General features: G+C 55.2%; 10 protein-coding genes. 8 read left to right on the top strand and 2 right to left on the bottom strand.

The window, feature by feature from the left end:
• Positions 1 to 148: 148 nt before the first annotated feature.
• The 3 genes from PM2_RS25740 (at position 149) to PM2_RS25750 (ending at position 6,307) form a co-directional block, all read left to right on the top strand.
• Positions 149 to 1,141, top strand: coding sequence for a hypothetical protein (locus PM2_RS25740; RefSeq protein ID WP_028699877.1), 993 nt, complete (start codon positions 149 to 151; stop codon positions 1,139 to 1,141).
• Positions 1,142 to 1,277: 136 nt separating this feature from the next.
• Entirely contained in the window at positions 1,278 to 3,812 is a 2,535-nt protein-coding gene (locus PM2_RS25745; protein WP_016486988.1) for a DNA topoisomerase, read from the top strand.
• Complete coding sequence (locus PM2_RS25750; protein ID WP_028699878.1) at positions 3,809 to 6,307, top strand: HD domain-containing protein; 2,499 nt, start codon at positions 3,809 to 3,811, stop codon at positions 6,305 to 6,307. Before PM2_RS25745 ends, PM2_RS25750 begins: the two co-directional genes overlap by 4 nt.
• A 49-nt stretch (positions 6,308 to 6,356) precedes the next feature.
• Here the strand turns inward: PM2_RS25750 and PM2_RS25755 are convergent, their stop codons facing one another.
• Both PM2_RS25755 and PM2_RS25760 read right to left on the bottom strand, forming a co-directional pair.
• Positions 6,357 to 6,818, bottom strand: a complete 462-nt coding sequence (locus PM2_RS25755) for a hypothetical protein (protein WP_016486990.1) — start codon at positions 6,816 to 6,818, stop codon at positions 6,357 to 6,359.
• A gap of 112 nt (positions 6,819 to 6,930) precedes the next feature.
• Positions 6,931 to 7,956 (bottom strand): DNA-binding protein, encoded by a 1,026-nt coding sequence (locus PM2_RS25760; RefSeq protein ID WP_016486991.1) that lies wholly within the window; start codon positions 7,954 to 7,956, stop codon positions 6,931 to 6,933.
• Positions 7,957 to 8,925: 969 nt separating this feature from the next.
• Here PM2_RS25760 and PM2_RS31260 point away from each other — a divergent pair.
• The 5 genes from PM2_RS31260 to PM2_RS25785 all read left to right on the top strand — a co-directional run bounded on the left by PM2_RS31260 (position 8,926) and on the right by PM2_RS25785 (position 16,110).
• On the top strand, positions 8,926 to 9,597 hold the full coding sequence (locus PM2_RS31260) for a hypothetical protein (protein ID WP_169739404.1): 672 nt from the start codon (positions 8,926 to 8,928) through the stop codon (positions 9,595 to 9,597).
• Positions 9,594 to 10,745, top strand: coding sequence for a tyrosine-type recombinase/integrase (locus tag PM2_RS25770; protein WP_004574781.1), 1,152 nt, complete (start codon positions 9,594 to 9,596; stop codon positions 10,743 to 10,745). The genes PM2_RS31260 and PM2_RS25770 overlap by 4 nt, the downstream gene beginning before the upstream one ends.
• A gap of 436 nt (positions 10,746 to 11,181) precedes the next feature.
• Positions 11,182 to 12,303 (top strand): ParA family protein, encoded by a 1,122-nt coding sequence (locus tag PM2_RS25775; protein ID WP_004574780.1) that lies wholly within the window; start codon positions 11,182 to 11,184, stop codon positions 12,301 to 12,303.
• Positions 12,304 to 12,413: 110 nt separating this feature from the next.
• On the top strand, positions 12,414 to 13,337 hold the full coding sequence (locus tag PM2_RS25780; protein WP_169739405.1) for a ParB/RepB/Spo0J family partition protein: 924 nt from the start codon (positions 12,414 to 12,416) through the stop codon (positions 13,335 to 13,337).
• A gap of 2,305 nt (positions 13,338 to 15,642) precedes the next feature.
• Complete coding sequence (locus PM2_RS25785; RefSeq protein WP_004574778.1) at positions 15,643 to 16,110, top strand: hypothetical protein; 468 nt, start codon at positions 15,643 to 15,645, stop codon at positions 16,108 to 16,110.
• The last annotated feature ends 28 nt before the right edge of the window (positions 16,111 to 16,138 follow it).

A 16,138-nucleotide genomic window follows, 5' to 3' on the forward strand; every position in this document is an offset into this window, starting at 1 on the left:
AAAGAGACTTTTTTGACCTGGTGTGTCCCTGTGCCGGTAGCTCTGCGGGCGCTTCACGCGAGACAAGGCGATTTTGATTCGTCTTGTATTATTGGTACGTGTTGCGTATTCTTTGGTAAACCACGCCATTCACGTATCGAGGTACTCAATGCTGCCCCAGGACGCAAAGCGGAAGCCTGATTCCTATTCGTATCCAAACGGGATGCTCAACTCTGGCTACATCGCCGGCGTCCTGCGGTTCAATGATCCGGTCGAAGGTCTCTGTTTCATCCAGCAGACCCGTTCGGAAAACCACATGCTTCCCATCCACTACGACCCCAAAAAGTCGCCGATTCCTCGGGAGATCAAGGAGTGGGACCTCATCATGGCGTTCGTTCACACCGATGGCGCCATGCAGGGTGAAAACCGTATTGCACGGCTCAAGAGCATCCGTTTCGAGGCGCCGAACCTTATGCACCTGGGCGGCCGCTTCCGGGATGACTTTATGCGGAAGTGGGATGCTGTCGTACATGCCGCCGCAAAAGACTCTGGCACTCCGGCCTCGGTTGCAGCGCTGGAGCAGCAGCCCGGCGCAGGTACTGAAGACCGTCTCGACTCCTTCGACTGGAAGGCGATGGATCTCAACAAAAACGCCTCGAACCAGATTCGCATTGCAGGCTTCATCCAAGCCAAGAATCTGGAACGCAACCGGCGACACCCCGTGGACGGTACGCCAATCAACGACCGCCTGGTGGTGCTGATTCGACAGTCGAAAGACACCGATGCCTGCATCCCTGTTCGGTGGTATGGGCGTAACCTGCAGCCGCTGTCCGAAAAACTTGCCCGCGGCATGCCCATCATCGTCAACGGTGAGTTCCGTATGGACGTCAAGGCCATCTCCCTGCCTGACGAGAAAACAGGGATCGCTGAGGTGTCCAAGATCCCATACATCCAGGCCAAAGACATGCCGGCTCCTGTGACCCCCGATTCAGGTCATATCAAGATCGTGCCGGGCTGGGCCGCTGAACTGTTCAAGAGCCACGGCACTCAAGCTTCGCAACCGAAAGAAGGCGGTGCAGAACGCAGCGCTTTGTTCGCTTCGGCCTTTGGTTCTGAGTCGGCAAGCAAGCCTGCAACCCCAGGTGAGCAACAAGACGCTTAAGCGAGGCTGCCTCAACTCGTTTCGTGAAGCCATCGAGATCCAGCATTGGAGTCGGTGGCTTTTTTGTTTCTCAGCCATCAGTCACAGCCGGCAGCTGAGGAAGAAATCAAATTCTGTATTGGAAGACTAAGCCGCAATGGGCAAGACACTGATCATCACTGAAAAAGCAACCGTAGCGGTCTCTATCGCGCAAGCGGTCGGGGGCTTCAGTAAGGTGGAAACATGGCTTGAGAGCGAGAACGCAATTCTTGCCCCCGCGGCCGGCCACCTGGTTGAAATCCACTCCGAGGAAATGGCCAAGGCCGGGCGGGACATCGGCAATTTGCCAGTGATCCCTGATCAATTCGACCTGAGGGTCATCGAGCCCAAGGCCAAGTTCTACAACGTGCTTCAACGCCTTATGCGGCGCCCGGATGTCACTGCTGTAGCGAACGCGTGTGACGCCGGCCGCGAGGGTGAACTGATTTTTCGGCTCATTTACAAGATGGCTGGGTGCACAAAGCCGATGCTTCGGATGTGGATGAGATCCATGGTCGATGACGCCATCCGACAGGCATACAAGAATATGCAGCCCGGCGCTGACTTCGACAACCTTGCAATGGCGGCAGAGATACGAGGCGAGGGCGACTACATCGTAGGCATTAACGCAAGTCGGGGGATTTCCCGCCTCTACGAGCGTGAGACAGCCAAAGCTGAAATCTTCCCGCTCGGCCGCGTGCAGACCCCAACGCTGTCCCTGGTTTGTGCTTTGGAGCTGGCCATTCTAACCTTCCGACCGGTTCCCTATTGGGAAGTGCACGGCAGTTTTGGGGTGGCCGCTGGTAAATACACCGGCAAGTGGGTGGCACCACAGCCCTCCGAGGCGAGGGGCGGATCCCAGCACCGGATCATGGATCGAGCAAAAGCGGATGCTCTGATCAGCAAGTGCTCTGGAGTAGCACCGAGCAGTGTGGTGGATGAAGTCAAGCCTGCCCAGACAGGCCCTGGCAAGCTATACGACCTCACCTCACTGCAGCGCGAGGCGAACCGCAAGCTTGGATTTTCTGCAGCTTACACGCTGGAGATTGCGCAGAAGCTCTACCTGGAGCTCAGCCTCACCACTTACCCACGAACAGACTCGGCTTACCTCCCTGATGACGCAATCAATGACACGAAGAAGGTCATGGGGATGTTTGGAGGAACCCCCTATGCAGAGCACGCGCAACGCGTGCTAGATGAAGGCTGGGTGCGACCCAACAAGAAGATTTTCGACTCGACGAAGGTGTCGGACCACTTCGCAATCATTCCGACCGGAAAGCGAGCAGGGGACCTAGAGCCGGACGTTCAGAAAATCTATGACATGATCGTCAAGCGCTTCATAGCCGTTTTCCATCCAGCGGCTGAGTATTCGGTGACTGTCCGGCTTACGACGGTGGCTGACGAACTCTTCAGGTCGACTGGCCGTGTGCTTGTCTCCCCAGGTTGGATGGTGGTTTACGGAGCCGGGATCGTCGAAGACGCAACCGATCGAGATGGTGACTCCGACGACAAGAAAGAGCTCGCACGGTACGTCAAGGGAGAGTCAGTCACTCCGCAGGGCATCGAGCTGAAGATGCTCAAAACCAAGCCTCCAGAACGGTACACCGAGGACACGTTGCTGGGCGCGATGGAGACGGCAGGGCGCCTGGTAGAGGATGAGGACCTTCGTGAGGCGATGAAAGAGCGGGGGCTGGGTACACCGGTCACGCGCTCTGCAATGATCGAATCGCTCCAATCCACCAAGGACGGTGCCGGCCGAAAGAAAGAGCCCTATCTCATCCAGCAGAAGAAGTACTTTGCTCCCAGTGCAAAGGGGATGACTGTCTACCGTTTCCTGGTCGACAACGGCATCGATGCCCTTACGTCGCCAGTTCTCACCGGGGAATGGGAGCACAAGCTCCGTCAGATGGAAAAGGGGGCGTACAAGCGGGACGCTTTTAAGTCCGAGCTTGCAGAGTTGACGACGGAAATCCTCGACACCATCAAGAACAAATACGCAGGTGTCCAGGTCAAGAAGCTTGGCGCTCTTTGCCCCACCTGTGGTGGCGCAGTTGAGATCCAGGCCCGAACGTTCATGTGCGAGCGGCAGTGCGGATTTTCGATATGGCGGGAGATTGCCGGCCGCATGTTGAAGGTATCAGAAGCAGAAACATTGCTTCGCGACAAGGTGGTGCTTGGGCTCAAGGGCTTTGTGAACCCGAAGAAATCCACCAAGTTCGAGGCCGGTCTTAAGCTGCTCGACACCGGAAAGGTTGAGTTCTACTTCGACCCGACGGCGAATACCAAGGACTCCAAAGGGAATTTCGTTTCCTGTCCGAAATGTCAGGGAGGCATGCGCAGAATCAAAGTGGCCAAAGGGCACTTCTGGGCTTGCGTCGATCGAGAGCAGTGCAACCACACGATGAATGATCGCGACGGCGATCCAGTGGAGCGGCCAAAGTCATTTCCATGTGACCTCTGCGGCAAACCTATGTACCTGCGGAACGCTGAAAAGTCTCCTTTCTGGGGTTGCAGTGGCTTTGTGAAGGGGGGCGGTGGGTGCTCTAACACCTTGAAAGACAACAACGGGACTCCGGTACCGAAGGAACAACCAGCCAGTTCTGACGGGGCGCCGTCTCCAACGATCCAGACAGACAGCGGAGCTTTTCTGTGAACACCAACAACAAGGTCATACGCGCAACGACCATCGTGTTCGGTTTCTGGTGGCTTTTGCTCACTGCCCGGGCCTTCGGCGGCTCTCCTATGGAGTTTTTAGATAGCTGGCCTCTGGTGGGCTACAACGTCTCACACTGGATCCTGGGTGTTGTTTCCGGCCTGTTCATCGGTGTCTGGTTCATCTGGTTCACCAGGTTGTCTGCACTGAACAAGCTGTACGCCGGCAAGAAAGGAAACATCCTCAACGGCGCCCGCTCGACGCTCGGCAAAGTTCCTATGCCCACTTTGGCTTTACCTCGCGTCGAGGCTGCGTCAAAGCGACTACCTATCGCAAGCAAAAAAGTGCTCGCCTGGGTTGCCGCCAATGAGAAGAAGTGGCCAGCCCATGTAGCGTTCTTCTGGGCCATCTGGGATACCTATTCTGCACATGCTCACTTCCCCGCATCGCATCGCAAAGGGGGGCACGGAAATCGTCGGCTTTGGGAGCATTGTCTGGCCGTGGCAGACACCGCGCTGGAGGACGCTGGCACTTACGTATTCGACGGGGTTTACATAAAGGCCCGTGGAAAGCCCAAGTTCAAAATCATCGACCTGAAGAACAAGGAATATCGATTTGACGCTACTGATCCACTGATCCCGATTCTGGGCCTGGCGCACGATATCGGGAAGCTCGAAGCCTACGTCCTCCTACCCGACGGTAGCGTGAAAACCCAAGAGGAGGGCGGAGCGCTCACCCCTCAAGATGACAACCGCATCTCCCACGACGCCCTGGGTGCGCGAATTCTTGCTCGCTTCCCAGAATACTGGGCCCTCCCTGCGCGCGATCGACAAGCCGTGAACCTGGTCATCGCACATTACCACCACCCAAGTGATTTCCCGGTTGACCGCAATGGCCTTAGCCTGGATGACCGCATGACAGCCCTCATGGAGTTCTTGATCCTGGCAGACAAGAAGACCGGCATGGCCGAGTCGAGCATCACAGAGACACTGAGTGATCACGAGATTTCTGAGGACGAGTCCAACGCCATTTATCACTGCTTCGTCGAAATCATCACGGAGTACGGCAGGGTAAACGGCACCGGTGACCAGGCCAAAGACTCCACACTCAAAATTGCTCAGAAGCATGACGGACTGATCGTCATCAGGGAAAAGGACCTACGGTCTCTCATCTTGGCCAAAATGGGCTGGTCGTTGGAGGAGGGTGAGGGTCGTTACCGCATGACCCTCAACCTGATGACAACACTCCAAGAAAAAGGGCTGCTGTACTCGCGGCACAATCATGCCGACATGAGCCGGTTCTTGCCGATGTACTCGGTGTCATTGCGCAACGCGCAAACAGGTGCACATCTGACTACCTGGGAGCCTTGCATCATCGTACTGCCAGTTGCCACGACCCCCGAGCTTGCCGGCCTCAGTGGTTTGCCAAACATGGGTACCAAACTGGACATCGAGCGCCCATTGTTCACACACAACCTGGGTATCACTGAAGCTGATGCGCTTCGTGCGATTGTTGCTCGCGGATTCAGCGCTGAGATTGCAGCGAAGGTGAACATCGCCGGCAAGCAGGAAGAGAAGCCAGCACCAGCACCAGCACCAGCACCAGCACCAGCACCAGCACCACAAGCTCAGCCTGATGTGGAGCAGGGTCAACCTGCAACTGCTGTCACCAGTGGAGCGAAACCAGGTGCTATGACGACCGATGCAAACGAACATCAAAGCTCCTCGCCAGCCCGCACCACGGCTAACGAGGCCAGCGACGAGCACGACGCTCCAACTGGTATGTCAGCTGAAGCGCAAGCGGCACTGGATGATGACGACCCGATCGTGAGCGGCGGTGATGATGACGACCTACTAGACGACGATCTACAGAGCTTGTCGCTCAGCTCGTTTGGGCCGGGGCCAGAGGCAGAACCAGAGGATGACTTCCTAAATCTGGAATCTGGGCAGCCTGGTAACGATGACGTCGATGATGTTGATGATGTGTTCGGCGCGTTCGCGGTCAGTGAGCCCCTGCTGGCGGATACAACCGAGCAAAGTGGGTCTTCAGCGCCAGAACAAGAGGGTACTGCCCCTGCCACTGTACCGAACAATGACGCCCCAGACGTTTCCGTTCCTGTAGCGGTAGCTATCCCTGATCCAGACGCTGTGCCAACGCGGAGGGTAAGCCCGGCTGCCGAGGCTGCGGCACTCAAGGCACTTGCAGAGGCGGGCGCCAACTTCACTGCATTCGTTGCACCTAGGAAGAAAAAAACCAGCTCAGCTGAGCAGCTGCAAGGTATCCGCGCAGCAGTGAAAGCGGCAGAAATTCCGATCTGTGGGACAAGGGATGGATTTGATTACGTGCTGGAGGCCGACCTGATGATCTACGACCCTAAACTGAAATTGAGCACGCTGATTCGAACCGAGAAGTTGCCCACTGTAGAGGCTGCACCTGGAGTGGTGATGGTGGGCATTCCGGTTGCACCGATGCAACTGGTACCTATGAGCTACTGACCCTGACCATGACTCCCTGGCTGTCACGTAGAAAGCCAGGGAGGCATGATCAGTAGTTCATTTCAGCGAGCTGCTTTTCGGTCACTCGACTCAGCAGCCTGAAATAATCCGCTCGCGAATCTTGGTCAAACACCTTGGTTTGGACTGAAAGCATCATAGCAAGAGCGTCCTCCTCCGTTTTACCAGCAGTGAACGGCAGCGGTGCTGGCGCATAGTGGACGCTCCCGTTGCTAACCGCTACGGCTGCATCCAGCAAGCTCTTCACCTCCATGTAGCGCGGGTACCGTTTTGCGGTCAGGAACAATCCATCGTAAATATCATAATTGCCTTGAAGGGTCTGAACCAAGGCCGCCATCAATGGCCAGTTCGTGTCTGGACCATCATGATCTGATCCACCGACGGTAGGACTTGCGAAAAAGATGACTGTTTGGAAGTTGTTTTGGGCGAACACATCCAGAAGTGCTTTCAGGTTGGTGTCGGTGTCCGATGAAGTCTTGCGGTTGATTTCCATGTGATTTCCTCATTTATGTTGGTGCACCAAATGATGCATCACAAAGATACCACCATCCATCGGAAATAATCAACAAACACTTGACAAATTGACAAAATGACAATATAGCAAACTATTCGTCTGCCGCTAGCGATCCCGCCTTAGCATCCCTCAAGCCTTCCAGCAGGGCAGTCTGCAGGGTGGTGTTCAACTCTCTCAGCTCCTTGTTCTGGGCCTCTAGGGCGCGCAGCCCCTGCTGGGTAGCCTCTAACCGACCACGCATCTCAGCCGCTTCGTCAGTGGCTTTCGATCGCTGAATCCTTAACTGGTCAACCAGCGTCAACGATTGCTGCAACTCCTTGCTGACCCTCTCTGTTTTGGCTCTCTCATCGTCCCGAACCCTTGCGGTCTCCATCATCAAGTGGTTCTCGGTTTTCTCAAGGTGCTGCTCTGCGGCAACCCGGGCGGTCTCGGCCTTCGCTTGGGCAGTCTCTGTCGCCGTGTTGGCTGCTTTGAGCTGCTCCTGAAGGCGCTCAAGCTCTCCACGATGCATCTCCTGGGTGCGCTCGATTGCACCGTGGTGCACTTCCTGAAGGCGCTTGATTTCCTCGCTATGCGACTGGCTTGAGGTAACGAGCTTTGCATTGAGATCTGCGAGCTCTGCTTGGAGCTGTCGAACATCAGCGCTCACCTGATCCAATTGGACAGTCAGCCGCTCCTTGTCCGCCATGAGTCCGGCCAGCTCTCGGCGCTGGGCCTCAAGGCTCGCTGAAGCAGTCCGTTCATTCTCCTGCGCCACCTTTGCCGCAACTACGGCGGCTGCGGCCTCCGCCTCAAGGGCTTTACGCTCAACCGCATGGGAGTCAGCTGCCGCTCTCAGGGCCACATCCCAGACCTCATCGAGCTTTTCGCACACCGCGTCAGGAACACCAGGTCTTCGCAGCCTGGCACTCAGGACAGGGCCTATCTCGCTCCAGAATTTCTTGATCTCCTCGTACACCAGGTTGGGCGAGGCCTTTATGTCGTGGTTGACGTAAATGCACTCACGAATATCCGCCTGGCGCACTTCGCGCCCCGCATCAAGTAGCTTCCTCGCGTAGACATGCACAAGATCCCGCGTACTTAGCCTTTTGTCAGATGAAATTCCGGTGCTGGTCATTAGGCGTAACCTGATAGGTAGATAGGTAAAGTCAGAAGGCTGGGCGTCGACGATCTCGACGAGAGGCTGGCTTGCGCCTAGGTCGCGCCATCAGACGGGGTGGCGCGGCCCAGGGGGGAGCTTACCCCCACGCCCCCAAAACTGCAAAAATGTACTGTGTATCATACGATCCCTATCGATGCGAGCCGAAACTCGTGAATATCTCCGATTATCACGAATTTTTCAGATGGCAAAAAAACGCCCCTCTAAAAGCCCATCGCTATCAGTAGCTGGCTTTACAGAGAGGCGTTTTTGATTTCTCGCTAAACCCTTATGGACAAGGGGTTCTGGAAATTTTGCTTGCGCTGGAGATCAAGTGTCTACGTCAGCTAAAAATGCGAAACCACAGTCATATATGCGAAAAATGCACAACCACAGTTAAACATGCTAAAGCAAAGCGGCATGGCATCCGCGGAGCACCATCGTCGAATCGATCCATGCTCATCCTCCAAAGCTTAGCACGGAGCGACCGCTGCCCGGCCAAGGTCCGACCAGTTGCAGAAAACCTGCAGAAGCCCTCTATGTCGAGCAGACGGACGCCGGCGGCAATCCACACGATCCGAGGCATGACAGCCAACGGCCGGAAGTAATTCGTGGACTTGGAGGAAAAACGCCATGGTCTGGGAATTAGTTCCGCAAGCATCCTAAGAATTACTTCCGAGGACATAGTAAAAGCACAGCTTCACCTTGCTCATGAGCCGCAGCGCCGTCCAGGGTTTGTTTGAACCGCCCTCGAATGCCGCTCCTACGTCGATTCTGATCAACTCGCAGGGGCTAACGTCGTCAGATTTCACACAGGAGCGCGTGAGGATCCGGTTATTTGGGCTCATTTCAGGGCTTACCGGACATAGTCCACCTAGCTCATCCAGCCACTTGATTTCACCATGAAAGGCCCTAAAATCAGGGCTTTCACCACAAAAGACTTGCGCTGTGGATCAAGCCAAAAATGCAAAGATTTCTCGTGGGCTGCTGCTCTTGCGCCCGGGGAAACTGTCCCGAGATGACTTCAAGCAACTGATCGTTCAGAAGGGATGGCGCATGGCAGATGTGGCTTGCCGATGGTCAATTCGCCCTGAGCACATGAGTCGCATCGCAGCAGACGACGACCGAGACTGTAAATGGGACGATCTGGCGCGAGCTCTACCTACACTGAGCCCTAACGAACAGGCCGCCGTTAAGGCAGCTCGACTAGTGCTGGCGCCACCAACAAAACGGCCGCGCAAGACAAATGCAGTCCATGAAGCATCGCCTGAAATGCCTCAAGCGATAGCGCCCCCTGCTGCGACACCCAAGCCTTTCAATTGGGATCATGATGATGATGACGATGATGACGACGATTTCGCCGGTGCCTATACCGACGGCTATCGTTGGAGACGGTACCTAACCCGCGGCGCCGAGCTTGTCGTCGACAGGGAGATCGACAACTTTGCAGCGTATGGGGCCATCCTGGTGGTGATCGCCACACGGGAAGGCGTCGATTCGGCTGGAGGTGCACAGGAAGAGTACCAGTGCGAAGCACCATCAGGGGCGCAGCGCTGGTTCGAGCCCGATGAGATTGACGACTGCCTTGTCTACAACGGCAAAACGCGAGACATACGATGAGCACGAACTCTCCAGCCGTACACGGAATTCCTTACCTCCAGGCCAAGTCAGAAGTTGCTCTGCTCGATCGCGAGTCAGCTGACGACTTTGATCAGGTCGATGTAATCCAAGCGGATAGCGACATCGAAGCAGCCTGGATGTGGCTCCATGCCAAAGGAAAAAATCCGAAGACCAGGCGCGTTATGCAAAAGGAAGTGGAGAGGTTCATTCTCTGGGCAATGCACACCCTGGGTAAGCAGCTCTCACAGATCACGGTGATGGACATCAACCAGTACATCGACTTTATGGATAACCCCCAGCCGACTGAGGTTTGGGTATCGCCTACAAAGCACAAGCGCTCGAACCCAGACTGGAGACCATTTGCAGGACCTCTTAGCAAAGCATCCCAGCAGTATGCCTTGATCCAGATTGGCAGCATGTACAAATGGATGATCAAGGGTGGACGCCTGAAAGCGAACCCCGTATCGCTCGTGGCAAAGCCACAGGTCGAAGTGGACTTAACAATCAAGCGACTGCTGCCCGAGGCTGCCATCGCCTTGGCATTCGAGGCTATTGCAGCGACCAAAAGCCCACGCAAACGGGCCCGTGACCATTTCATGCTGAGCCTGTTTTACATGACCGGTGTGCGGACGTTCGAAGCGACTGGGGCAACCATGGGCAAGATCAGGCGCTCTGCTAGCGGGGTTCTGTGGTTGGAGGTCCTGGGCAAGCGGAACAAAATTCGAGATGTACCGATATCCGATGATCTCTATGAGGACCTACTGCAGTATCGCGAAGCGTTCGGTTTGCCACGTGAGGTTCCAGTTAAGGACACAACCCCCCTCCTCCTAGCCTCGAACTCAAAGCTCAAACGCGCCCATAACGACACCATCCTGAAATCGATCAAAGACATCATGCATCGCGCTGCAGCCCTCGCTGTTGAGCGCAGCTTATTTGATTTAGCCGACCGGCTTGAAGAGGCCTCAACACACTGGCTCCGCCACTCGTGCTTTAGCCACCTGGCTAAAGCTACCGGCGACCTGGTGATGATCAAGGCGCTGGCTGGTCACAGCAAAATCGAAACAACCAGCCGATATCTGCACACAGAAGACGACGCTTTGCATGCAGGGGTCGTCCAAACACTAAGCACACCGCGACTACACCGGTAGTGTTGCCGCAGGCCAAAGGCCGCCGGCATCGAGGTCGAGCGGCTGGCCGCTGCCGCAGAATGAGGTCGCGCCAAGCGCTGCACAGGTCTGCTGAGCCCTGAGCTCCGACACACCTATGAGCTCCGTGACCTACTTCACCTCGCTCGATGCCCGGCCAACCGCGGGGCTCGCTCTAGGCCCCCTGCCTAGTTGTCCTTTGTTTTGTGCCTCTCCCTTACCTAATCCTGAGCGCCCTACCCTCGACATTTCATGCCGCAAAACGGTCTAACTATCAATTCAGTCATGCGGTTGACAGCTGGTTCTTCGAGATATGACCTAATGACAAACTTCGGTTTATGGTCTATCTCTATCTGGTAGAAACGCATTTATGCTTGTCTGACCGTATGGATTCGTATGAGAATGCGGTCATCCTACCTACTTGGCACTGGTAAATCACATGACTGCAGCTGCTACTCCCCTCGATCAGTACACTTTCACTGATTTCACTCAGTTAACCTTCACCCCACAATTTGTGGCTGAACGCTTGATGATAAGCACTCAGACCCTCAAGGCCATAGAGAAGGAAAACGACCTCAACATCGCTCGTGTAGCTCGTGGATCCGTTGAGGTTCGTAGCTACACGCTCGCTGACATGTTTTTGATCGCCTCGATTCGTCGCGGGAATGGAAACACTAAAGGCTTTTCCCGCCCCATCACCTGCTCTACGTACGTACAGAAGGGTGGCACCGCGAAAACCACCACGACCTGCAACATCGGCATCGAGTTCGCTTTGGCGGGATTCAAAACCCTGATCATCGACAACGATCCTCAAGCCGACGTGTCCAGCATGCTGGGCTATGATCCTGACCAAACAACCGAAGAGCTTGTAGAGCTTGGCCTCCCTGCTGATAGAGCTGTTGAGGGTCATCTCGGCAACTTGATCCGCCTCGGTAACTTCACAGAGATGACGCTTGACCAGGTAATCAAGAAACCTTTCGGCGAGCATGGCCCTCACCTCATCCCAGCGTTTGATTCTCTGGACGACATGGACGTTGTGCTACGGAATGCCCAGGGCGCCGACTTCCGGTATTCACTCTTCATCGAGCGAGCCCGCAAAGGCCTTCTGCCGCACTGCGACCTGTCGAGCTATGATGTGATCATCATGGATAACGCACCCTCTGGAACTATGCTTTCCCGTAACAGCCTTGCCGCTGCTGATTTCCTGCTGTGTCCTATCCGTATGGACAAATTCTCCTTCCGTGCACTTTCCCGTCTGGCGCACAAGATCAATGAAATGAGCTCCGATTTCGGCCGGGCCCCAGAGATCGTTGCAATTCCCACCATGTACATGCGCAACCGCCCACGTCTACAAGCTAACCTCGCTCGCTTGTCCAGCTTGTTCCCCGGCAAGGTTACCGAGCAACAGTTGTTCCACTCCGAGGACTACTCGAAAAGCTTGGAAGACGGTGTTCCTCTCTCACTTTGGAAGCAAGGTAGCGAAAACTCTCTGGGGGCGTTCCGCAGCGTATTTGAGGAAATGGTTGGCAGAATCAAAACGGTTTTGGAGAAGGGTAAATGAGGAGTTCTAGCCCAATTGGCAAACCAACCGTAATCCCGACGGCTGAGGGTACGAGCAGCATTCAAGGTGTTCACGTACCTAAAGTGATTCCGGAGGCCAACCTCCGGCCGATGAGCGATGTGCTGAGTGAGATGGACCTTGATGCGGAAACCAGCAGCTCAAAAGAGCCGCTTGAGCGTGCACCAGTTGCTCAGGCGGACCACGTACATGAGCCGAGCCTGGATGACATAGTCTTGAGCGGGGAGCGCTTGCCAGGCGAGGCGACGTTCTTGCCTTTGGCGCTCATACGCCGAGGCACGTATCAGCCACGCCGCAAGTTCGACCCTGAGAAGCTGGGTCTTCTCGCAAACACGATTGAAGATAAAGGCCTCAACAACGCGATTATCGTTCGCCCTCTCGCGGACGGTACTTACGAGCTGATTGCCGGTGAGCGCCGGTTCCTAGCCCATGAGCTGCTCCGCAAAGACCACATCTACGCGCTCATCCGTAATCTGTCGGATGCTGAAGCGGCTATCTTGTCGGTTACGGACAACGACGCCCGGGAAGACCTTACTGAATTCGAGCGAGGTGCGAGTTACAAGAAGCTTCTCGATGACAAGGTTGTGCAATCCCAGGCAGAGCTTTCCCGCCGTGTCGGCCGTAGCATGGCCACGATCAGCCGCTGCCTTGCTTATTTCAAGCTGCCTGAGGGTGTCATTTCACTGCTGGAAGAAGATCCTGACCTGATTGGTAATAGGGTTGTCTCGGAGATGGTTGCTCTAGCTGACAAGGGACATACTGAAACCGTACTGGCAGCCGCCAACCGAATTAAAGAAGGTGCGTCCCAGGACAGCGCAATCAACTGGGCCAAGGGCGAGGTCCGGCGCAAGACTTCTCCTCAAGCACCAATCCCTCCACGGCAGATCGACTATAAAGAGCGCACCCAATTGGATGCTCGTATTGATGGGCGCAAGTTGATCCTCACCCCTCCCAAAGGCATTGATCCAGCGGAGGTCCTCGCCTACATCGAGGAGATGCTCAAAGCTCGTAGCTAATTCGCTGCCACTCCGCCGCCGGGTCCTCCGGCGGCGTGGCGTCTACGCCCTCCCCCGGTTAATCCTCTGATATTTCTGGCTTTTCACGTTTTCACTGTGAAAATCTCATCCTGCGTTTTCTCCTTTTAGCTCCTATTTTTCACAGTGAAATTCTAGGTTCCGTTGGCTAGTTTTCACTGTGAAAATCAGATCGCTCGCATCTTTTCTCAGTGAAAATTTCACTCATCATCGAGGGTGTCGCGACCAGGCGTCTGACTTAACAGTCGGCATTAGCCTGGTGAGAAGATCTTGCTGCTCAAACCAACACGCACAACGCACCATTCACTGCATACTGCACAGTGATAACTGCACACTGCACAGTTACCACTGTGCACATCGTCCTACCTGCTTGGGCAGCAACGAAGATGCCCGCGTGGAGACCGTTTCACTGTGAAAAGGTCCATCGAGCTTGCCCCTCGCCCAGGCCGACTCCTCGCCTCCAGCCACTGCGCGTCGACTGGGGGAATTTGTAGCTCTCATACACACTTCCCAATGAGACTGGAGCCCCGTCCTGACTGCCGGCTACAGGCTGCGCTCCAGAACTGAGCTCTAAGATCAACGAGAGCGATATCACTGGCATCTCCCACAGGCTGATGTCGGTGCCGATCAGATCCGCTCACCCTTTCACAGTGAAAAGCACCTCAACATGAGCCGGCGAACGAACCAGCTGCTCAGACTGGTCTGGGCAGTCCTACACTCGGCCTGCCTGTCTTTTCACTGTGAATGACCACGCATCAACTGCAAGCACACCAACCCCATGGCGAGGGTTTTAATCACCACCCTTTCACAGTGAAATCATGAGCTTTCCTGGACGTCATCTGCGCTCGAACGATCCACATATAGTGGCAAGCATTGGGGATGACGAGGATAGGCCCCCACGCCCTCAAATAGGCTTAAGCCGCCCTTTCACAGTGAAAGGGAATACCCAAACGTCGACTCAATGGGACCTGATGCAGTCCAAGAGCTGCAGCCTTTCACTGGGTACAACCAGGTTCTTGGTCGTGAGGCGAGCCGGTTATCACGGGCAGGCTGATACGCATCCCGCTGGGCTTTTCACTGTGAAAAGATCTCTCCCTGATCTTGAGCAACTGGCCAAGGGCGCAAGCACGCGACCTGCCTGATTTTTTCACTGTGAAAATCGCGCCTCATTTTCCGATCCAGGCTGTGTGACTCAAACCATCTACCGGCCATGGGATGCAGTTGCACCTTAAGAGCTGTCTTGCCGGAGGGGGCCTTGCATTTCACAGTGAAAAGGAACAGTCCCGAGCTGCTGGGCTGATGCTACCCAGCGCCTTAGCCCTTGTTTGGGTAACGCTAGTACGGTCGCTCCGCCCCCACCTGATGCACACCGGCAGGTCGACCCTCATCATGGATAGCTTTTCACAGTGAAAAGGCATCCCCGGCTTAGAGCCACTGGCCGAGAGCAGCTAGAACGAGACATGCCAGGTTTTCACTGTGAAAACCTGGTCACCAGATTCTAAGTTCCAAGTACCACGACTCTCAGCTTTTGCTGTTAACGCATGTACCTACTTTCCAGTAGATGACTCCACTTGAGTGGCTCCAACCATTTCACCGTGAAAAGGTAGACCTGAGCTGCCCCAAGGGGGAACAGCTTGATGCTTCCCAAGCGACTCAATCATTCGGAGCATCAACGAAGCGTCGCCTGACCAGACCTGATTTACACGAGCAGGCCGATCAACATCTCGCGGGCTTTTCACAGTGAAAAGGTTTCCCAGGTACAGAGCCACATGCCAAGGCTTGAAACACGAGAAGGTTGAGACTTTTCACTGTGAAAACTAGGGCGCCTCGATCGCTGTTCCAGGGCGTGTGTCTCTGCCTGGTTGGTCCCTGTCATTTCACAGTGAAAAGGGATGTCTCATGCTAGGCCATAGATCCTGGTTTGATGCTGCCCAAGCGACTCAACCTTTAGCGGCAAAACCCAACGGTCAGCTCTGGTTGTGGAAAGCCGACAGGCATCATCCGGGCTGACTAGGGAGCGAGCACGGCTGACTCGATTAGCGGATATAGGCCAGTACCCATTCCCACGGTTTGTGCTAGCAGGTCCTAGGTAGGTCCTGTACCACCACAATGGAGTACCGTCCTATCCTTCGCGTGCTTTAGGTTCACGGAGCCAAACCACAACCTGCTATCATTCGATTCATATAGCGTACGTTTACGTGTTACATAGCGGATACACAACCATGTGCTGCATATCAGCAGTACAACCTATGGCGTAAACGCCCCCAAATCAGATCTGGAGAAACGCATGTCTATTGCACTGGTATTGAGTGAAGGCTCTGGAACCATCTTTGAAAACAAGAACCGCACGTCTGACGCAGCACCTGTGATGGTCGGCTACATGGAGTTCCCGCTGAACAAGGAGCGCAACCAGAAGCTCAAGCTTGAGGTAGCCGTCTGGGTCAAGCAGAAGCAGGGTACGAACGATAAGTTCTATTCGCTGTCGGTGGGTGGCATCAACGCGAGCCTCTTCAAGGAGGCCGACAAGAAGGAAAAGGGTCCCGACTACGCGGGGAGCTTCGGCTTCAACCACGAAATGCGGATCGCGGGATGGCGTAAGGAAGGCGTTGACGGTGGAGCACCATTCATCAGCCTCTCGGTTTCACCCAAAGTAAAGCCAGCTAGCCAGCAAATGCCATCAGCTGATGCTGCAACGCCAAACAGCCAAACGCCGAATGGTGCAGTGGATACAGGTGATCCAATGTTCCGATTCTGATAAACCCCACGACCCCGCCTTAGCGGGG

It is taken from the genome of Pseudomonas monteilii NBRC 103158 = DSM 14164, assembly GCF_000730605.1.
GTDB classification, from domain to species: Bacteria; Pseudomonadota; Gammaproteobacteria; order Pseudomonadales; family Pseudomonadaceae; genus Aquipseudomonas; species Aquipseudomonas monteilii.